This is a genomic window from Paenibacillus sp. JNUCC 34 (assembly GCF_058269055.1).
Map to the genome: position 1 here is coordinate 600,667 of NZ_CM177770.1, position 21,103 is coordinate 621,769.

General features: G+C 47.2%; 20 protein-coding genes and 1 other annotated feature. All 20 genes read left to right on the forward strand.

Annotated features, from left to right (window positions below):
• The first annotated feature begins 4 nt into the window (after positions 1-4).
• Positions 5-1,411: a cysteine--tRNA ligase gene (gene cysS, locus AC2TF5_RS02635; protein WP_491300778.1), complete on the forward strand. Its 1,407-nt coding sequence runs from the start codon at positions 5-7 to the stop codon at positions 1,409-1,411.
• Entirely contained in the window at positions 1,408-1,851 is a 444-nt protein-coding gene (locus AC2TF5_RS02640; RefSeq protein WP_491300780.1) for a Mini-ribonuclease 3, read from the forward strand. The genes cysS and AC2TF5_RS02640 overlap by 4 nt, the downstream gene beginning before the upstream one ends.
• 83 nt (positions 1,852-1,934) lie before the next feature.
• The gene (gene rlmB, locus AC2TF5_RS02645; protein ID WP_491300781.1) at positions 1,935-2,684 is read left to right on the forward strand and encodes a 23S rRNA (guanosine(2251)-2'-O)-methyltransferase RlmB; all 750 of its coding nucleotides are present in this window, start codon (positions 1,935-1,937) and stop codon (positions 2,682-2,684) included.
• A 5-nt stretch (positions 2,685-2,689) separates the two neighbouring features.
• Positions 2,690-3,211: an NYN domain-containing protein gene (locus AC2TF5_RS02650; protein ID WP_491300782.1), complete on the forward strand. Its 522-nt coding sequence runs from the start codon at positions 2,690-2,692 to the stop codon at positions 3,209-3,211.
• A 161-nt stretch (positions 3,212-3,372) separates the two neighbouring features.
• Positions 3,373-4,017, forward strand: a complete 645-nt coding sequence (gene sigH, locus AC2TF5_RS02655; protein WP_491300783.1) for an RNA polymerase sporulation sigma factor SigH — start codon at positions 3,373-3,375, stop codon at positions 4,015-4,017.
• 340 nt (positions 4,018-4,357) lie between these two features.
• Positions 4,358-4,507: a 50S ribosomal protein L33 gene (gene rpmG / locus AC2TF5_RS02660; protein WP_006212941.1), complete on the forward strand. Its 150-nt coding sequence runs from the start codon at positions 4,358-4,360 to the stop codon at positions 4,505-4,507.
• A gap of 21 nt (positions 4,508-4,528) precedes the next feature.
• Complete coding sequence (secE, locus tag AC2TF5_RS02665) at positions 4,529-4,720, forward strand: preprotein translocase subunit SecE (RefSeq protein WP_208917591.1); 192 nt, start codon at positions 4,529-4,531, stop codon at positions 4,718-4,720.
• A 21-nt stretch (positions 4,721-4,741) separates the two neighbouring features.
• The gene (nusG, locus tag AC2TF5_RS02670; RefSeq protein WP_208917592.1) at positions 4,742-5,275 is read left to right on the forward strand and encodes a transcription termination/antitermination protein NusG; all 534 of its coding nucleotides are present in this window, start codon (positions 4,742-4,744) and stop codon (positions 5,273-5,275) included.
• Positions 5,276-5,344: 69 nt separating this feature from the next.
• Positions 5,345-5,770, forward strand: a complete 426-nt coding sequence (rplK, locus tag AC2TF5_RS02675; RefSeq protein ID WP_491300784.1) for a 50S ribosomal protein L11 — start codon at positions 5,345-5,347, stop codon at positions 5,768-5,770.
• A 79-nt stretch (positions 5,771-5,849) separates the two neighbouring features.
• The gene (rplA, locus tag AC2TF5_RS02680) at positions 5,850-6,542 is read left to right on the forward strand and encodes a 50S ribosomal protein L1 (protein WP_241930893.1); all 693 of its coding nucleotides are present in this window, start codon (positions 5,850-5,852) and stop codon (positions 6,540-6,542) included.
• 69 nt (positions 6,543-6,611) lie between these two features.
• Positions 6,612-6,769 (forward strand) — a sequence feature (ribosomal protein L10 leader region).
• Positions 6,770-6,822: 53 nt separating this feature from the next.
• Positions 6,823-7,326, forward strand: a complete 504-nt coding sequence (rplJ, locus tag AC2TF5_RS02685) for a 50S ribosomal protein L10 (RefSeq protein WP_491300785.1) — start codon at positions 6,823-6,825, stop codon at positions 7,324-7,326.
• Between the two features lie 64 nt (positions 7,327-7,390).
• Positions 7,391-7,756, forward strand: coding sequence for a 50S ribosomal protein L7/L12 (gene rplL, locus AC2TF5_RS02690; protein WP_241930891.1), 366 nt, complete (start codon positions 7,391-7,393; stop codon positions 7,754-7,756).
• A 164-nt stretch (positions 7,757-7,920) separates the two neighbouring features.
• Entirely contained in the window at positions 7,921-8,529 is a 609-nt protein-coding gene (locus tag AC2TF5_RS02695) for a class I SAM-dependent methyltransferase (protein ID WP_241930890.1), read from the forward strand.
• Between the two features lie 345 nt (positions 8,530-8,874).
• Positions 8,875-12,420 (forward strand): DNA-directed RNA polymerase subunit beta, encoded by a 3,546-nt coding sequence (rpoB, locus tag AC2TF5_RS02700; protein WP_491300786.1) that lies wholly within the window; start codon positions 8,875-8,877, stop codon positions 12,418-12,420.
• A gap of 88 nt (positions 12,421-12,508) precedes the next feature.
• The gene (rpoC, locus tag AC2TF5_RS02705) at positions 12,509-16,123 is read left to right on the forward strand and encodes a DNA-directed RNA polymerase subunit beta' (protein WP_491300787.1); all 3,615 of its coding nucleotides are present in this window, start codon (positions 12,509-12,511) and stop codon (positions 16,121-16,123) included.
• Between the two features lie 171 nt (positions 16,124-16,294).
• Complete coding sequence (locus AC2TF5_RS02710) at positions 16,295-16,546, forward strand: ribosomal L7Ae/L30e/S12e/Gadd45 family protein (RefSeq protein WP_491300788.1); 252 nt, start codon at positions 16,295-16,297, stop codon at positions 16,544-16,546.
• 135 nt (positions 16,547-16,681) lie between these two features.
• Entirely contained in the window at positions 16,682-17,101 is a 420-nt protein-coding gene (gene rpsL, locus AC2TF5_RS02715) for a 30S ribosomal protein S12 (RefSeq protein ID WP_491300789.1), read from the forward strand.
• 48 nt (positions 17,102-17,149) lie between these two features.
• Complete coding sequence (gene rpsG, locus AC2TF5_RS02720; RefSeq protein ID WP_046680956.1) at positions 17,150-17,620, forward strand: 30S ribosomal protein S7; 471 nt, start codon at positions 17,150-17,152, stop codon at positions 17,618-17,620.
• Positions 17,621-17,665: 45 nt separating this feature from the next.
• A complete protein-coding gene (gene fusA, locus AC2TF5_RS02725) occupies positions 17,666-19,744 on the forward strand; it encodes an elongation factor G (protein WP_491300790.1) in 2,079 nt (692 codons plus the stop codon).
• Between the two features lie 96 nt (positions 19,745-19,840).
• A complete protein-coding gene (gene tuf / locus AC2TF5_RS02730; RefSeq protein WP_491300791.1) occupies positions 19,841-21,031 on the forward strand; it encodes an elongation factor Tu in 1,191 nt (396 codons plus the stop codon).
• Positions 21,032-21,103 lie beyond the last annotated feature (72 nt).

Consider the following 21,103-nt stretch of genomic DNA (forward strand, 5'->3'; position numbering starts at 1 on the left):
TCGAATGGCACTTCAAATTTATAATACGTTAACCCGTATGAAGGAGACGTTTAAGGCCCAAGAGCCGGGTAAGGTAAGCGTGTACGTGTGCGGGCCAACCGTATACGGCTACATCCATATAGGAAATGCACGTCCAATGATCTTTTTTGATGTGGTGCGCTCGTATTTAGAGCAGCAGGGCAATCAAGTCAACTATGTAGTCAACTTTACTGATGTGGATGACAAAATGATCCGTAAAGCGGAGCAGACCGGAACAACTGTGCCGGAGGTTGCGGACACTTTCATTTCTGCCTACTTTGAGGATTTGGACGGACTCGGCATTCCCCGGGCGTCGCTAAATCCGCGTGTAACCGACAATATGGACAGCATTATTGATTTCATTCGTGAATTGATCGAAAGAGATTTCGCTTATGAGAACGGTGGAGATGTCTTCTACCGAACGCGCAAGTTTGACGATTACGGCAAGCTGTCCCAGCAAAAAATTGATGAGCTTCAGTTTGGTATCCGGATTGAAGTGGATGAGCGGAAGGAAAGCCCTGAGGATTTTGTCCTTTGGAAAGCGGCTAAACCTGGAGAGATTTTCTGGGAAAGCCCATGGGGAGACGGGCGTCCGGGCTGGCATATTGAATGCTCGGCAATGGCACGTCGTTATCTGGGTGATACGCTGGATATTCACGGCGGAGGTCAGGACCTGCAATTCCCTCACCATGAGTGCGAGGTGGCTCAGTCGGAGGCAGTAACAGGGAAGCCCCTTGCGAATTACTGGATGCACAACGGTTATATACGGATCAACAATGAAAAAATGTCCAAATCCCTTGGTAACGGAGTATTAGTGAAGGATTTACGTGAGCAATATACTAAAGAAGCTATTCGGTACTTCATGCTCTCGACGCATTACCGTAATCCATCGAACTATAGCGATGAAGTCATGGACCAAGCGCAGAACGGCATAGACCGGATTGCGAACGCGGTTGGAAACGTAAGGCATCGTCTAAAGAATGCAGTCGGTTCGACAGAAGGAAAAACAGGAGTCGAAGTTGCTCGAAAAATGACAGAGATTCTTGCCGAATTCCATAATAAGATGCAGGATGATTTCAATACCCCGGATGCCATCACAGCCATGTTCCAATGGGCAACTGAGGCGAACCATCTTCTGCAGCAGGCCTCCGTACCGGCAGAGGATCTTCAGACGGTTCTGGATGCTTTTGAAGAAATGAACGGAGTATTACGCATTGTGGACTCATCTGCAGATGAACTGCTTGATGAAGATATTGAGCGGTTGATCGAGGAAAGATCCGCAGCCCGCAGCAACAAAGACTGGGCACGTGCTGATGAAATCCGTGATATATTGGCTGCGGGAGGCATTGTGCTTGAGGATACGGCGCAGGGCATGCGCTGGCGGCGCAAATGAGCGGCGTTGACAATAAGGGACTGGAGGGGGGATGGTTTCCTTTTCCTCCTTCCAAGCCCGTCCGTCTTATTCCACCCATCGTGCTCGCCTATATCGGAGATGCCATTTATGAAGTTGCGGTACGCCAGTATTTGATTTCCCTGCCGAATCTCCGGCCACATCATTTGCACCGTACAGCTACAAACCTTGTGTCCGCCAAAGCACAGAGTCGGATTTTGTCTTTTCTTGATCCTTTACTGACGGAGGATGAGCGGAATATTGTACGGCAGGGGCGGAATGCCAAATCAGGCAGTATTCCGAAGAATGCCGACGTTCTGGAGTATCGGCATGCCACGGCTTTTGAATGCCTGGTAGGTTATCTTTATTATGCAGAACACCATGACCGTCTTCGGGAATTAATCGGGCAAGCCATCGAGTATATGGTTAATCCCGCTGAATAGCAGAAAAAAGCATAAACGTAAATAAATTTAACCGCCGGCTTTAAGTATTAAGGTCCGGACAGGTATGCAGGAGGAAGAAAGTTATGCAGGAAGAAGAAATCATTGCGGGTAAGCACTCCGTAACCGAGGCGCTCCGCTCAGGGCGCACGATCAACAAGATCTGGTTAGCCGAAAATGCGCAGAAGCATTTGACGATGCCGATTATCGCTGAAGCCAGAAAGCTGGGTATTGTTATTCAAAATGTCGATAAACGCAAACTGGATCAAATGGTGCCGGGTGTACAGCACCAAGGCGTTGTTGCTCAGGCCGCTCCCTATGCGTATGTGGAAGTTGATGATCTTTTGAAAATTGCCGAAGATAAGGGACAGGCCCCATTCCTGTTGATTCTCGATGAAATTGAGGATCCACATAACCTTGGGTCCATTCTAAGAACGGCTGATTGCACAGGTGCTCATGGTGTTATCCTGCCAAAGCGGCGTTCTGCTCAGATTACGGCTACCGTCTCCAAGACTTCAGCTGGCGCTGTTGAGTATGTCCCGGTGGCAAGAGTTACGAATCTCGCTCAAACGATAGAGCAGCTGAAAGAAATGGGAGTATGGGTTGTCGGAACGGTCGTAGATGCGGTTGAAGAGATCTATGATACTGAGGTGTTTAATGGTCCGGTTGCAATCGTAATCGGCAATGAGAGTAAAGGAATGGGCAGGCTCATCCGTGAGAAGTGTGACGTCCTTGTCAAGCTGCCAATGGCAGGCCAGATCAACTCGCTGAATGCATCGGTGGCTGCCGGTGTCGTCATGTATGAAGTACTACGCCGTCGCCGTCTTCAAGGTTAGAGCGGATGGCCGATTGGCGGGATGTGCTGCTGGTCGATGGTTATAACATGATCGGCGGATGGCCTTTCCTTGCACAACTCGCAAATATCGGTATGCAGGAGGCTCGGGATGCTCTTCTGGAGAAACTGGCGGACTACCAGGCCTTCTCGGGCCTTCGTGTCATTGCTGTTTTTGACGCTTACCGTGTACCGGGGCTGGGCAAATCTTTTACTCAGGGTAAGGTGCAAGTGTACTTCACCAAGGAAAAAGAAACTGCCGATGAATGTATTGAACGTCTTGTTGTAGATTTCAGTCACCGTCGGCGTAAAATTTATGTCGCTACAAGCGACCTGATGGAGCAGCACATTATTTTTGCTCTCGGTGCTCTCCGGATTTCAGCCCGTGAACTGCTCAATCAGTTGGAGCAAAGTGAACGGGAAGTGAAACTCAAAATTAAAGAGGACCAGGCTAAATCGACGAGAAACACGCTAGATGGCCAACTGTCTGAGGATGTGCGAAAAATGTTTGAGCGATGGCGCCGCGAATAATTGAAATCTGGTAGATCAAATCATGAAAGTCTTTACATTTATGTTATTATCGTTCTAATTTAGGGATGACGTGGTTGACGGTCTTATGGACATCATATATACTTGTCATATATTTCAAGCGAGTGACGGGGTACCGTGCGTTCCGGGCCGGAGGGATTCTATTGAGTGTCAACCTCAAGGAAGTCATGATGTCAGGGTATGATTTGATAAGTGATGAAGACATTGTCGAGGCGGTCCGTCAAGGTGACAGCGGGGCGCTTGAATATTTGATCAATAAGTACCGGAACTTTGTACGTGCCAAAGCTCGTTCTTATTTTCTAATTGGCGCGGACCGTGAGGATATTGTCCAGGAAGGCATGATTGGCCTTTATAAGGCAATTCGTGATTTTAAAGGGGACAAGCTTTCTTCGTTCAAGGCTTTCGCTGAACTGTGCATCACGCGGCAGATCATTACGGCAATCAAGACCGCGACGAGACAGAAGCACATTCCACTGAATTCCTATGTTTCTCTGGATAAGCCGATTTATGATGAGGATTCAGACCGTACACTGTTGGATGTTATATGCGGTACGGCGGTATCCGATCCAGAAGAACTGGTGATTAACCAGGAAGAGTTTATTGGTTTGGAAGATAAAATGTCTGAAATACTGAGTGATCTAGAGCGGAAAGTGCTGATGCTATATTTAGATGGCCGTTCCTATCAAGAGATCGCAGTAGATTTGAGACGTCATGTTAAATCTATTGATAATGCCCTCCAGCGGGTAAAGCGCAAGCTTGAACGCTATCTGGAGGTTCGGGATAATTAGAAGAATGAACAATGTGTGAAAGGCTCAGTTTGAGCCTTTTTTTACTTCATTTCGAAATCCTGGTGTTTCAGTTGTTGGAAGTATGACCATAATGGTAAGTAAATGCAGCCCATGCATTCAGAGAGAAAAAGGCTTGAAAAGGCGCCAACCATGTGATAAAGTGTTTTAGGTAGGCCTAAATTCGCGTGTTTTATGAATGGAACGTTGTTACAGCATTGGAACAACGGTTTTGTTCATCTCGCAGGAATTTCGATTGTCTGTTACAGGACAAACCGATCTTTCTACTAGGATCAATATCGGTTCTTCTGGTGAAGAAGGACGTCTTCGGGAGGTGCAAATCATGCGGGTAATTATCACTTTGGCTTGTACAAGCTGCAAACAAAGAAACTACACAACCACAAAGAACAAGCGAAATCACCCCGACCGCATGGAGATGAAGAAATTTTGCAAGTTCTGTAACGAGCAAACTCCTCATCGCGAAACCAGATAGTTTTTTGGAGGTGTAGTCGGCGTGAAACGTAGTTTCAAGTCTCTGTTTTCCTTTTTCTCTGAAAGCTGGGCGGAACTTAAAAAAGTTCGCTGGCCCAATCGTAAAGAACTGACGAACTATTCACTCATTGTTATCGGCACCGTTGTGTTTGTCACAATTTATTTTTGGGTTTTAGACATCGGTATTTCCGCTGTGATCGAAGCGATAATTTAGAAGGGTCCCAGGTGGCTTGATATGGAAAAAAGATGGTATGTGGTTCATACCTATTCTGGGTATGAGAATAAAGTCAAAGCCAATTTGGAAAAACGTGTCGAGTCCATGGGCATGGAGGACAAAATATTCCGCGTTCTTGTTCCTATGGAAGAAGAAATCGTAAACAAGGACGGTAAGAAAAAGACCGTCATGCGTAAAGTTTACCCGGGATATGTCTTGGTCGAAATGATTCAAACCGATGATTCTTGGTATGTTGTCCGCAATACACCGGGGGTTACGGGCTTTGTCGGTTCGACAGGCTCCGGTTCTAAACCGACGCCTTTGCTTCCAGAAGAAGTTGAACAGATTCTGAAGCATATGGGCATGGAAGAACCGAAACCGAAGATTGAATTCGACATCAAGGAATCTGTTCGTATCAAGGTTGGTCCTTTTGCGAATTTCGTGGGCTCCGTGGAAGAGATTTTGGCTGAAAAGAGTAAGCTTAAGGTTCACGTCAACATGTTTGGACGGGAAACCCCACTGGAGTTGGATTATACTCAAGTGGAGAAGTTATAAATACTTCAGGTTTCTTGTGGGAGGGCGTAAAGCGTCCGATACCACTATTGATGCAAGGAGGTGTCTTACATGGCGAAGAAAATTATCAAGGTGGTAAAACTGCAAATTCCTGCAGGTAAAGCGAACCCGGCTCCTCCGGTAGGTCCAGCATTGGGTCAAGCAGGTGTCAACATCATGGCATTCTGTAAAGAATTCAACGCTCGTACTGCTGATCAAGCTGGCTTGATCATTCCGGTTGAAATTTCGGTATTTGAGGATCGTTCCTTTACATTTATCACCAAAACTCCACCGGCTGCTGTTCTGCTTCGTGTGGCTGCCAAGATCGAAAAAGGATCCGGCGAACCAAACAAGAACAAAGTTGCAACGGTTAAACGTGATGCGGTTCGTCAAATCGCAGAACAAAAAATGCCTGACCTGAACGCTGCAACTGTTGAAGCTGCAATGTTGATGGTTGAAGGTACTGCCCGTAGTATGGGTATCACAATCGAAGACTAATACTCTTTCGATGCTACCGGATTAGATCCGGAATATGTGGGAGGAAATTCCGCTAACACCACAAAGGAGGAAAATAATCATGGCTAAACATGGTAAGAAATACCTTGAAGCTGCTAAGCTGATTGACAGCGAAGCAACTTATGAGCCTTCGGAAGCCGTTGAACTGGTGAAGAAGGCAGCAACTGCCAAATTCGACGAAACTGTTGAAGTGGCTGTGCGTTTGGGTGTAGACCCTCGTAAACAAGACCAGGCTGTTCGTGGCGTTGTAGTCCTACCTCACGGTACGGGTAAAACGCAACGCGTTCTGGTATTTGCAAAAGGTGAAAAAGCGAAGGAAGCCGAAGCGGCTGGCGCGGATTTTGTTGGCGATCAAGATATGATTAACAAAATTCAACAGGGCTGGTTCGAATTCGACGTCTGCGTAGCTACACCTGATATGATGAGTGAAGTCGGTAAATTGGGCCGTCTGCTCGGTGGTAAAGGCCTGATGCCTAACCCTAAAGCCGGCACGGTTACATTCGATGTTGCTAAGGCTGTTCAAGAAATTAAAGCCGGTAAAATCGAGTACCGTCTGGACAAAGCAGGTCAAATTCACGCTCCAATCGGCAAAGTATCCTTTGATGCGGATAAACTCAATGAAAACCTCAAGTCTCTTGTGGATGCATTGAACCGCGCGAAGCCAGCTGCTGCTAAAGGTGTATACCTGAAGAACATCGCTGTATCTTCGACTATGGGACCTAGCGCTCGCGTGAACACAGCTTCTTTCAAATAATATTTACCATTGACTTACTTGTCTTGGTTTGATATTATGTAACAGTTGTGAGTCCTTGTGACTGACCATTAAAGTTGAATATGCTTACCGTAGACAGTAGGTGCCGTTAGCTGGCTTAATTTCCTGCCGAGGTGTTATGATAGAACGTCAGCAGTTTGTTCGGGAGACCGGCATAATGATGCTTCATCAGGCCTTCGTGATTCTACGGAGGCTTTTTTAGTGCCCGTAGGATGGTGGCCGTCATGGTCCCAGCTAACCATACAATCAGGAGGTGTAGACATTGGCAAACGCAAAAGTGATTCAAGCTAAACAAGACGCGGTTGACGTAGTAACTGCTAAGTTGCGCGAAAGTGTGACAACAGTTGTAGTTGACTATCGTGGATTGAACGTTACCCAAGTAACAGAACTGCGTAAGCAGCTTCGTGAAGCTGGTATCGAATTTCAAGTATTGAAAAACTCCCTGCTTCGCCGTGCGACAGCAGCTGCAGAGCTGACTGAGCTGGATGAAGCGTTGACAGGTCCGACGGCTGTTGCTTTCGGTACTGAGGATGTTGTGGCTCCAGCGAAAATCTTGAACGATTTCGCTAAGAAAAACGACGCTTTGGAACTGAAAGGCGCGGTAGTAGAAGGCCGTGTCATCGGAGTGGACGAAATCAAAGCGCTGGCGGAACTTCCGTCCCGCGAAGGTCTCTTGTCCATGCTCCTCAGCGTGCTTCAAGCCCCAATGCGCAACTTCGCGCTTGCGGTTAAAGCCGTGGCTGACAAAGAAGAACAAGGCGCGTAAGCACCTTATTCAACAAGCTGTATAAACAATTAAATCCTAAATATAAAATGGAGGTTCAACTCAAATGAGCAAAGAGCAAATCTTGGAAGCAATCAAAGGCATGTCCGTTCTGGAACTGAACGATCTCGTTAAAGCAATCGAAGAAGAATTCGGCGTAACTGCTGCAGCTCCAGTAGCTGTTGCAGGTGCAGGCGCTGGCGCAGCTGCTGAAGCTGAGCAATCTGAATTCGACGTAATCCTGACTGGTGCAGGCGCGTCCAAAATCAACGTTATCAAAGTTGTTCGCGAAATTACAGGCCTCGGCTTGAAAGAAGCGAAAGAACTGGTTGACAACGCACCAAAACCAATTAAAGAAAAAGTAAGCAAAGAAGATGCAGAAGCTGTTAAAGCTAAATTGGAAGAAGCAGGCGCATCCGTAGAAGTGAAGTAATTCCTTCTATACTGCAGCATGAGTCAAACCCCTTGAATATTAGTTCAAGGGGTTTGTTATTGTAATAGATTGTTTTTTTCAGAAAAAGGCTATACTAGAGTAAGAGAGTTTTTAAGGTTTGGTGCCGTATTCACGGCAAACGATTTTGTGATACGGAGGTTGGCATGCCGAATCAGCATTATTATACGAACCAGCCAGTAACCGAGCATAACAGGCGGGAACTGGAAACGGTACTGCGTGGCAGCAAATTCAAGTTTATTAGTGATGCGGGTGTTTTTTCTAAGAGCGGAGTGGACTATGGGAGTAAGGTGCTGATTGAAGCACTGGATATTCCAAGTGGGTCCCATGTGCTTGATGTCGGATGCGGCTATGGGCCAATCGGGCTTTCTGCAGCGAAGATTGCAAAGGAAGGCCATGTCACCATGATAGATATCAACAGCCGCGCCATAGAATTGGCCAAGGAAAATGCGAGGCTCAATGGAATTGGTAATGTCACTATAATGGAGAGTGATCTGTTCACAGCAGTAGAGGGCAAGGAATTTGATATCGTTCTAACTAACCCGCCTATACGGGCAGGTAAGGAAACGGTACACAAAATTTTTGAGCAAGCCTTTGAACATCTAAAGGATCAGGGGCAGTTGTGGGTGGTCATTCAAAAAAAACAAGGCTCCCCATCGGCCAAAGCCAAACTGGAAAGCCTGTTTTCTCAAGTGGAGGAAGTAACGAAGGACAAGGGCTACCGGATATTCAAAGCGGTAAAGACTACATCCTGAATTGGCAAATAGGCTATTGACTCGGATTTCTGGCTGTGGTATTATTATAAAATGTCAGTATTAGGATGGTCTCCTTGTCTTTAGTTTGCTGAAATGTCAAGACTTGATGTGGGTATCATTGCATAAAGTCAGTCATATTGACGTATAATATGTACATTTTGGGCAAATCTACTGGATATGAGAGGATTATCATAACCATGGATAAGCTGCTCTTTTTTCGAAAGATATTCGATAAGGGCTTTTCTCTATTTATGGGAGTTTCCTCTGTACGTTCCATTATAGTGTTACAAACAGAGGTTCGCAATGAATTTTTAAAAGTGAGTAGACATGAGGGGTGAGTTTAAGTTGGCAGGACATCTTGTTCAATATGGTCGACGCACTCGGCGAAGTTATGCACGTATTACTGAGGTACTCGAAGTTCCGAACCTGATTGAAATCCAACAAAAATCTTATGAATGGTTTTTGGAGGAAGGGTTGCGCGAAATGTTCCAAGACATCTCGCCGATTCAGGATTTCACAGGAAACTTGGTGCTGGAGTTTATCGACTACAGCCTTGGAGAACCGAAATACACCGTCGATGACGCGAAAGAACGCGACGTAACTTATGCGGCGCCGCTCCGTGTTAAAGTCCGGCTCATCAACAAAGAGACTGGAGAGGTCAAGGAGCAAGAAGTGTTCATGGGAGACTTTCCGTTAATGACGGAAACCGGAACATTTATCATTAATGGTGCCGAACGGGTCATTGTCAGCCAGTTGGTTCGCTCTCCCAGCGTCTATTTCAGCACTAAAGTTGATAAAAACGGTAAGAAAACATACACTGCGACCGTTATTCCGAATCGCGGCGCATGGCTGGAGCTGGAGACGGACGCTAAGGATATTGTATATGTACGGATCGACCGTACCCGTAAAATACCGGTAACCGTACTGCTTCGTGCGCTCGGTTTCGGTACAGACGCAGAGATTTTAGAACTGCTGGGTGATGACGAGTATATTCGTAATACCCTGGATAAAGACAACACGGATTCGACGGAAAAGGCGCTTATTGAGATCTATGAACGCCTTCGTCCAGGCGAGCCTCCGACGTTGGACAATGCAAAGAGCCTCTTGGTAGCGCGTTTCTTTGATCCAAAGCGCTATGATCTGGCGAACGTTGGTCGTTATAAGATCAACAAGAAGCTTCATATTAAGAACCGTCTCTTCAATCAGCGTTTGGCTGAGAGTCTGGTTGACGTGGAAACTGGTGAGATCATTGCTGAAGCTGGTCAAACCGTAGATCGCCGTCTTTTGGACGAGATTATGCCTCACCTAGAGAAGAGTGTCGGCTACAAAACATATCATGTTGCGGGCGGCGTTCAGGATAGTGAGGATATTACTCTTCAGACGATTGATGTGTTCTCCCCGATCGAGGACGGTAAAGTCGTTAAGATTATCGCCAATGGTAACATCGATAAATCGGTGAAGAATATTACGCAGGCGGACATTATTTCGTCCATCAGCTATTTTATGGATTTGCTGCACGGTATCGGCAACACGGATGACATTGACCACCTTGGTAACCGTCGTCTGCGTTCCGTGGGTGAACTTCTGCAGAACCAGTTCCGTATCGGTCTGTCCCGTATGGAGCGTGTTGTTCGTGAAAGAATGTCGATTCAGGATGCGAGTGTTATTACACCGCAGGCTCTGATCAACATTCGCCCAGTTATTGCATCGATTAAAGAGTTCTTCGGTAGTTCACAGTTGTCCCAGTTTATGGACCAGACGAACCCGCTTGCTGAACTGACGCATAAACGTCGTCTTTCCGCACTCGGACCTGGTGGTTTGACACGGGAACGTGCGGGCTTTGAAGTTCGAGACGTTCACCACAGTCACTATGGCCGTATGTGTCCGATCGAGACCCCGGAAGGACCGAACATCGGTTTGATCAACTCCCTGTCGACATTTGCCCGCATTAATGAATATGGCTTTATCGAGGCGCCTTATCGCTGGGTTGATCCGAAGACCGGTCAGGTAACCGAGCAGATCGATTATCTGACTGCTGATGAGGAAGATAACTACGTTGTAGCTCAGGCGAACGCGGAATTGACAGAGGACAGCAAGTTTGCAGACGACATGGTAATCGTTCGTTATAACAAACAGTCCGATAACATTTTGCCAATGCCTAACGATCGCGTAGATTACATGGACGTATCACCTAAACAGGTTGTGTCCGTCGCTACGGCGCTGATTCCGTTCCTTGAGAACGATGACTCGAACCGTGCCCTCATGGGATCTAACATGCAACGTCAAGCTGTTCCGCTTCTTATTCCGAAAGCTCCGCTCGTCGGAACAGGAATGGAACATAAATCTGCGAAAGATTCCGGTGTATGTATTGTATCCAAATATGACGGAATTATTGAGCGCTCTACTGCTAATGAAATCTGGCTCCGCCGCGTTGAAACTGTGGACGGACAAGAAGTCAAAGGCGATATCGTTAAGCATAAATTACACAAATTTATGCGTTCGAACCAAGGTACCTGTATTAACCAGCGTCCAATCGTCCAACGTGGCGATGTAATCAAGAAGGGGGATATCCTTGCGGATGGTCCTTCGACTGAGATGGGCGAATTGGCACTTGGACGCAACGTTGTCGTAGCTTTCATGACCTGGGAAGGTTACAACTACGAGGATGCGATTCTTCTTTCTGAGAAGCTCGTAAAAGAAGATGTGTACACTTCGATTCATATCGAGGAGTATGAGTCTGAAGCTCGTGATACGAAGCTCGGACCTGAAGAAATCACACGTGATATTCCGAATGTCGGTGAAGAAGCGCTGAAGAATCTTGACGAGCGCGGTATTATCCGTATCGGTGCTGAGATCAGCGCAGGTGACATCCTGGTCGGTAAAGTAACGCCTAAGGGTGTAACAGAACTGACGGCTGAAGAGCGTCTCCTCCATGCAATCTTTGGTGAGAAGGCTCGCGAAGTGCGTGACACCTCGCTGCGCGTCCCTCACGGTAGTGATGGTATTATCGTTGATGTGAAGGTGTTTACTCGTGAGAACGGTGACGAATTGCCGCCGGGCGTAAACCAACTGGTTCGCGTGTACATCGCTCAGAAACGTAAAATCTCCGAAGGTGACAAAATGGCCGGACGTCACGGTAACAAAGGTGTCGTTGCCCGTATTTTGCCTGAGGAAGACATGCCGTTCCTGCCTGATGGCACACCTGTACAGGTTGTTCTTAACCCGCTTGGTGTACCTTCACGTATGAACATCGGTCAGGTATTGGAGGTTCACTTGGGTATGGCTGCTCTGCAGCTCGGTATTCACGTGGCTACGCCAGTATTTGATGGAGCAAGCGAGTATGACGTGTTTGATACAATGGAAGAAGCAGGCATGCAGCGTAATGGTAAGACCGTTTTGTATGATGGCCGTACAGGCGAGCGCTTCGAGCGCGAAGTTACTGTTGGTGTTATGCACATGATCAAGCTGGCGCACATGGTTGATGATAAAATTCACGCTCGTTCTACAGGACCATACTCTCTCGTTACGCAACAGCCGCTCGGTGGTAAAGCACAGTTCGGTGGACAGCGTTTCGGTGAGATGGAAGTGTGGGCGCTTGAAGCATACGGCGCCGCATATACACTGCAAGAAATTCTTACCGTTAAGTCTGATGACGTGGTCGGCCGGGTGAAAACCTACGAATCCATCGTCAAGGGCGAGAACATTCCGGAACCGGGTGTTCCAGAATCGTTCAAGGTATTGATTAAGGAACTTCAGTCTCTCGGTATGGACGTCAAAATCCTTAGCGAGAACGAGGAAGAAATCGAGATGAGAGAACTCGATGATGAAGACGAAGCGGCAGGCGATAAATTGAGCCTTAACTTGGAAGGCACTGAAGTCGGAGTGGAATAACGGTCAATCTTCACCCCGCCGGTTAACAGCCGGCGGTGGTGTTATGATCGGAGCACATAATTAGGACTAAGTTGAGGAGGGTTGCTCCTTGTTGGACGTTAACAATTTTGAGTATATGAAAATCGGTCTCGCTTCCCCGGAGAAGATTCGTTCTTGGTCTCGCGGAGAAGTAAAGAAGCCGGAAACAATTAACTACCGTACATTGAAGCCTGAGAAGGAAGGTCTTTTCTGCGAACGTATTTTTGGTCCGCAAAAAGACTGGGAGTGCCATTGCGGCAAGTACAAACGCGTCCGTTATAAAGGCGTAGTCTGCGACCGTTGCGGCGTTGAAGTTACCCGCGCTAAAGTCCGTCGTGAACGTATGGGTCACATTGAACTGGCTGCTCCTGTATCCCACATCTGGTATTTCAAAGGTATTCCAAGCCGTATGGGTCTGGCTTTGGATATGTCTCCAAGATCTCTGGAAGAGATCATCTATTTTGCATCTTATGTCGTGACGGATCCAGGAGATACGCCGCTTGAGAAGAAACAGCTGTTGTCTGAGAAGGAATACCGCAGCTATCGTGAGAAATACGGTTATGGATTCCAAGCTGGCATGGGTGCAGAAGCTGTGAAGAAGCTTCTTCAAGATCTGGATGTGGAGAAAGAACTCGAATTCCTGAAAGAAGAACTGCGTACTGCACAAGGTCAACGTCGCAACCGTGCGATCAAGCGTCTTGAAGTTATTGAGGCGTTCCGAAACTCCGGCAACAAGCCGGGGTGGATGGTGTTGGACGTATTGCCTGTCATTCCTCCAGAACTGCGCCCGATGGTTCAGTTGGACGGCGGACGCTTTGCGACTTCCGACTTGAATGATCTGTACCGTCGTGTAATCAACCGGAATAACCGTCTGAAAAGACTGCTTGATCTTGGTGCACCTGATATTATCGTTCAGAACGAAAAACGGATGCTTCAAGAAGCCGTTGACGCACTGATTGATAACGGTCGTCGTGGTCGTCCAGTTACAGGACCGGGTAACCGTCCTCTGAAATCCCTCAGCCACATGCTGAAAGGTAAACAAGGACGTTTCCGTCAGAACCTGCTCGGTAAACGGGTTGACTATTCCGGTCGTTCCGTTATCGTTGTAGGACCTTATCTGAAGATGTACCAGTGCGGATTGCCTAAGAAAATGGCGCTGGAACTGTTCAAGCCTTTTGTAATGAAAGAGTTGGTCAATAAAGGCCTGGCTCATAATATCAAGAGTGCCAAACGTAAAGTGGAACGCGTAAGTCCAGAAGTTTGGGATGTGCTCGAAGAGGTAATCAAAGAACATCCAGTACTTCTGAACCGTGCCCCTACCCTTCATAGACTCGGTATTCAGGCGTTTGAACCGATTCTGGTAGAAGGTCACGCGATCCGTCTTCACCCGCTCGTATGTACAGCTTACAACGCTGACTTTGACGGTGACCAAATGGCTGTTCACGTTCCGTTGTCTGCGGAAGCACAAGCGGAAGCACGTCTCCTGATGCTTGCATCCGGAAACATTTTGAACCCTAAAGACGGTAAGCCTGTCGTTACACCTTCACAGGATATGGTTCTTGGTTCCTTCTATCTGACAATGGACAACAAGGAAGAAAAAGGAACAGGCATGATCCTGGGTAGTGTGAACGAGGCTGTGTCCGCATATCAGCGTGGAGCAGCAGGTCTGCATGCACGCGTAGCTATTCCGGTTAAAGCTCTGGGTAAGACCGTCTTTACGGAAGCTCAGCAAAAAGCGATGCTTGTTACCACGGTGGGACGGATTATCTTTAATGAAATCTTCCCGGCCAGCTTCCCTTACATTAACGAAGCGACTCGTGTGAACCTGTTCCAAGGTACACCTGAGAAATACTTTGTATATGAAAAAGGTGCGAATATCCAGGAAGTTATTCAAAGTCTTCCGATCAGCGGTGCTGTAGGTAAAGAATACCTGGGTCAAATCATTGCACGTTGTTTTGAGACTTATCACACAACTGAGACATCTATTATTCTCGATAAAATCAAGCAACTTGGATTCACATATTCCACGCGTTCGGGTGTTACCGTTGCGGTGTCCGACGTTATCGTTCCGCCTGAGAAGACCGAAATTCTCAAAGAGTCCGATGGGAAGGTTAGCGTCGTAATGAACCAGTATCGCCGTGGATTGATTACGAATGAAGAGCGCTATGACCGTGTTATCGATATTTGGTCCAAAGCGAAGGACGATCTTACTGAGGTGCTCATGAAATCGATGGATCGCTTCAACTCCATCATGCTCATGGTTGACTCTAAAGCGCGGGGTAACAAATCTCAGATTACTCAGCTTGGCGGTATGCGTGGTCTGATGGCCAACCCGTCAGGACGGATTATCGAGATGCCAATCAAATCGAACTTCCGTGAAGGTCTGACCGTACTCGAGTACTTCTTGTCTACTCACGGTGCCCGTAAAGGTCTTGCCGATACGGCTCTTCGTACCGCTGACTCCGGTTACTTGACTCGTCGTCTCGTTGACGTGGCACAGGATGTCATCGTACGCGAAGATGAGTGCAGCACGGATAAAGGCTTCACAGTTAGCCGGATTCAAGACGGTAAGGAAGTTATCGAGGATCTCTACGACCGTATTGAAGGACGCTATGCTTTTGAGACTGTCCGTCATCCGGAAACTAAAAAGGTTATCGTCAACCGTAATGAATTGATCGACTCTGATAAAGCTGACGAAATCGTTAAAGCTGGTGTCGAGAAGCTGCAAATCCGTTCCATTCTCAGCTGCCGCGCGCGTTATGGCGTCTGCAAGAAGTGTTACGGACGTAACCTGGCAACAGGTAAGTTTGTCGAAATCGGTGAAGCGGTTGGTATTATCGCTGCTCAATCGATCGGTGAACCAGGAACACAGCTCACCATGCGTACGTTCCATACCGGGGGCGTTGCGGGTGATGACATCACCCAAGGTTTGCCACGTATCCAAGAGCTCTTTGAGGCCCGTAATCCTAAAGGTCAAGCAACGATCAGTGAGATTGACGGTGTCGTTAAAGAGATCCGTGAAACGAAAGACCGCCGTGAAATTGAAATCCAAGGTGAAGCGGAAACGAAAACATATTCCGTTACGTATGGCTCCCGTCTGCGCGTAAGCGAAGGCAAGCACATCGAAGCCGGGGATGAATTGACGGATGGTTCGATCGACCCTAAAGAAATGCTCCGCATCAAGGGTATCCGCGGCGTGCAGAACTATATTCTTCAGGAAGTTCAGCGCGTATATCGGAACCAAGGTGTAGAAATCAACGATAAACACGTCGAAGTTATGATTCGTCAGATGCTGCGTAAGATCCGCATCGTTGATGCAGGAGATACAAATCTGCTGCCAGGCTCCTTCGTGGACATGCACGAGTATGAAACTGCCAACAAAGAAGCAATTCTGTCAGGCAAAGAGCCAGCAGTGGCTAAACCGGTTCTGCTCGGTATTACAAAAGCTTCCCTTGAGACGGATTCATTCCTTTCCGCAGCCTCCTTCCAGGAGACAACGCGCGTGTTGACTGACGCAGCCATTAAAGGTAAAGTCGATCAGCTGCTCGGACTGAAAGAGAATGTTATCATCGGTAAACTGATCCCTGCAGGTACGGGTATGAACCGCTACCGCAGCGTGAAGTTCGAGGGTCAGGATGATGTGAACGGCGAGAACCAGGCAATGGAGACCGCTAACGTAGAATAAAGAAGAATGATAGGGAGGCAGGGAGTTTGCACGGCTTAACAACTGGGCGAATTTCTCTCCCTGAATTTCTTTTTTACCTTGATAATATGCTTGACATCATTTAATGCAGATGCTAATATAGCAAAGGTGCGTGAGTAGTAGCTTTATCCCTGTTCTTTTGGAGGAATATCCATGTCTAATGATAAAGGATTACAGGATGCTCATGTTAAGATTGGCACCAAACAAACAATGAAGGCCGTTGAAACCGGTCAGGCTGCAGAAGTTTATGTGGCTGAAGATTGCGACCAGCGTTTGACTTCCAAAATCGTGACCCTGTGCGATAAGCACGGTGTAGATATTACGTATGTGCCTACAATGAGAGCACTCGGAGAGGCCTGCGGCATCGAAGTCGGTGCAGCAATGGTAGCAGTCTTAAAACAGTGAGTACGATCTGTTTTTGTTGGAGAAGGGTTCTTCTCTCGGCAAAAACTTTTCATTTGTTCTTTTATGAACCGCCTGGGTCTGTGGACTTAAAAAAGGTTTGTAATAGGATGAGAAATATAGGAAGGGGGTGGCAGAATGCCAACAATCAACCAACTGGTCCGTAAGGGCCGTTCAGCTAAAGTTTACAAATCGAAGTCACCGGCACTGCAAAAAGGATTCAACGCTTTGAAACGTGAGGATACCAATTTGAGTGCTCCGCAAAAACGCGGTGTGTGCACTCGTGTGGGCACAATGACTCCACGTAAACCGAACTCTGCACTTCGTAAATATGCTCGTGTTCGTTTGACGAACCGCATCGAGGTGACTGCTTACATTCCAGGTATCGGACATAACTTGCAAGAGCACAGTGTTGTTCTGATCCGTGGCGGTAAAGTAAAAGACCTTGCAGGGGTACGTTATCACATCGTTCGTGGTGCACTTGATACCGCTGGTGTTAACAACCGTATGCAAGCTCGTTCCAAATATGGCGCGAAACGTCCTAAAGCAAAAAGCTAAATTGTAATTACATGTTGAAATAACATGATTGAAGAAAGGGGGATATCCATGCCACGCAAAGGTCCAGTTACTAAAAGAGACGTGCTGCCGGATCCGGTGTATAACAGCAAGCTCGTTACACGTCTGATCAACCGCATCATGCTGGATGGTAAAAGAGGTGTCGCTCAAAGCATCCTTTATAATGCATTCAATATTATCCAAGAACGTACGGGTAATGACCCAATGGAAGTATTTGAAGCAGCCATCAAGAACATCATGCCGGTTCTGGAAGTTAAAGCTCGCCGTGTCGGCGGTGCGAACTACCAGGTGCCTATCGAAGTTAAACCAGAAAGACGTACATCCCTGGGATTACGTTGGCTCGTAAACTACTCCCGCAACCGCGGCGAGAAGACTATGGAAGAGCGTTTGGCGGCTGAGATTATCGATGCTTCCAACAACACTGGTGCTTCTGTTAAGAAACGTGAAGACACGCACAAAATGGCTGAAGCGAACAAAGCGTTTGCTCACTACCGTTGGTAGGATAAAGTCATTAACAAACTTTAATTTTGAAGGGAGACTATTCGCATGGCAAGAGAGTTCTCCTTGAAAAATACACGGAACATCGGGATCATGGCGCATATTGACGCTGGTAAAACTACTACGACGGAACGTATCTTGTTCTACACAGGCCGTACTCATAAAATTGGTGAAACTCATGAGGGTTCCGCTACTATGGACTGGATGGAGCAAGAACAGGAGCGCGGAATCACGATTACTTCCGCTGCGACTACCGCTTCTTGGAAGGGTCACCGCGTTAATATTATCGACACCCCGGGGCACGTTGACTTCACAGTAGAAGTTGAACGTTCCCTTCGTGTATTGGATGGGGCAGTAGGTGTATTCAGTGCGAAAGAGGGCGTAGAACCTCAGTCGGAAACCGTATGGAGACAAGCAGACCGTTACGGTGTACCGCGGATCGCATATGTAAACAAAATGGACATTATCGGCGCCGATTACCTTAATGTTGTTAAAGACATGAAAGAGCGTCTTCAAGCCAATGCGGTAGCTATCCAGCTTCCGATCGGTGCAGAAGCTGACTTTCTCGGCATCATCGATATTATCACGGAAAAGGCTTATATGTATAAGGATGACCTTGGACAAAATATCGAAGAAACCGAAATTCCAGCGGAATACAAGGATCAAGTTGAAGAACTGCGCAGTGAACTGATTGAGAAGGTTGCAGAACTTGACGAAGATTTGACTATGAAATACCTTGAAGGTGAAGAAATCTCTATTGATGAGATCAAAGCAGCTCTTCGTAAAGGTGTTATAGAAGTTAAGATCTTCCCAGTGATCTGTGGTTCTTCTTATCGTAACAAAGGGGTTCAGCTTATGCTGGACGCTGTTATCGATTTCTTGCCGGCTCCAACAGATGTAGCAAGCATCCAAGGTCACTTGGAAGATGGTACAGAAGTAGAACGCCACTCCTCAGACGAGGAACCGTTCGCTGCATTGGCATTTAAAATCATGACAGACCCTTACGTTGGTAAGCTGACGTTCTTCCGTGTGTACTCCGGTGTTTTGCAATCCGGCTCTTACGTACTGAATGCAACGAAAAACAAACGCGAACGTATCGGACGTATCCTGCAAATGCACGCGAACAGCCGTCAAGAAATCACTGTAGTTTACGCTGGTGATATCGCAGCAGCTGTAGGTTTGAAAGATACGGGTACAGGTGATACACTGTGTGATGAGAAGAATCCAGTTATTCTCGAGTCCATGAACTTCCCTGATCCGGTTATCGAAATCGCAGTTGAACCAAAAACAAAAGCCGACCAAGATAAATTGGGCGTTGCTCTCGGTAAGTTGACTGAAGAGGATCCAACTCTTCGTGCTCATACGGACGAGGAAACTGGCCAAACGATCCTGGCGGGTATGGGTGAGCTTCACTTGGACGTTATCATCGACCGCATGCGTCGTGAGTTCAAGGTAGAAACCAACGTGGGTAAACCACAGGTAGCTTACCGTGAAACCTTCCGTGCATCAGCACGTGTTGAAGGTAAATTCGTTCGTCAGTCCGGTGGTCGTGGTCAATACGGTCACGTATGGGTTGAGTTCGAACCTCTGGAAGCAGGTAGCGGTAACCAATTCGAGAGCAAGGTTGTCGGTGGTTCCGTACCTAGAGAATACATTGGACCTGCACAACAAGGTATTGAAGAGCAAATGAAGAACGGCGTAATTGCCGGCTTCCCGCTTGTTGACGTTAAAGCAACAATCGTCGACGGTTCATACCATGATGTCGATTCCAACGAAATGGCGTTTAAAATCGCCGGTTCGATGGCTCTGAAAGCAGCTAAGGAAAAGTGTAAGCCTGTCCTGCTTGAGCCAATCATGAAAGTAGAAGTTACTGTGCCTGAGGAATACATGGGCGACGTAATGGGTATGCTGAACTCCCGCCGTGGACGGATCGAAGGTATGGATTCCCGTGGTGGTACTCAAATTATCCGTGCGAAAGTGCCTCTTTCCGAAATGTTCGGTTACTCTACTACACTTCGCTCCGGTACACAAGGACGCGGTGTGTTCTCCATGGAACTCTCCCACTATGAAGAAGTTCCTAAGAACATCTCCGAAGAAATCGTGTCCAAGGTTAAAGGCGGAGAGTAATAAGGTTTTTCCTGCTGGACGAAGGGCGGGATGAAAATCCCGTTAACCTTTAGTCCGGCCTAAACATATATATCCCCTTAAGGAGGAATTGTTCAAATGGCAAAGGCTAAATACGAACGTACTAAACCCCATGTTAACATCGGTACTATCGGTCACGTTGACCATGGTAAAACAACTTTGACTGCTGCAATTACAAGTGTATTGTCCACAACTTACGGTGGTGCAGCAATGTCCTTCGACCAAATCGACAAAGCTCCAGAAGAGCGCGAACGCGGTATCACAATCTCTACTTCCCACGTAGAGTATGAAACTGAATCCCGTCACTATGCACACGTTGACTGCCCAGGTCACGCTGACTATGTTAAAAACATGATCACTGGTGCAGCTCAAATGGACGGCGCTATCCTGGTTGTATCCGCAGCTGACGGTCCTATGCCGCAAACTCGCGAACACATCCTGTTGTCCCGTCAAGTAGGCGTTCCTTACATCGTTGTATTCTTGAACAAATGCGACATGGTTGAAGACGAAGAGCTTCTGGAATTGGTTGAAATGGAAGTTCGTGACCTTCTGAGCGAGTATGACTTCCCAGGCGATGACACTCCGATTACTCGTGGTTCCGCTCGTGAAGCTCTGCAAAACCCAACTGGCGAATGGGCACAAAAAATCGTTGAAATGTTTAAAACAATCGACGAGTACATCCCATTGCCAGAGCGCGACACTGACAAGCCTTTCTTGATGCCTGTTGAGGACGTATTCTCCATCACTGGTCGTGGTACCGTTGCTACAGGTCGTGTAGAGCGTGGTACGATCAAAGTTGGTGAAGAAATCGAAATCGTTGGTATCGCTGAAGAAACTAAGAAATCCGTTGTTACGGGCGTTGAAATGTTCCGTAAATTGCTGGATTCCGCTCAAGCTGGTGACAACATCGGAGCATTGCTTCGTGGTGTAGACCGTACTCAAATCGAGCGTGGACAAGTATTGGCTAAGCCAGGTTCTGTTAAGCCTCATACAGAATTTACTGCTCAAATTTACGTACTCAGCAAAGAAGAGGGTGGACGTCACAAGCCTTTCTTCACTGGATACCGTCCACAGTTCTACTTCCGTACTACAGACGTAACTGGTGTAATTAACCTTCCAGAAGGTTCTGAAATGGTTATGCCTGGTGACAACATTACGGTTACAGTTAATCTGATTTCCCCAATCGCGATTGAAGAAGGTACTAAATTCTCTATCCGCGAAGGCGGCCGTACCGTTGGTGCTGGTTCCGTAGCTACAATCATTAAATAATTAAGGCTTTTTAAAGCCTCAATATAGTAACAGTGTACTGTAACGAGCAACAATGTGTTGTAACGATAAATA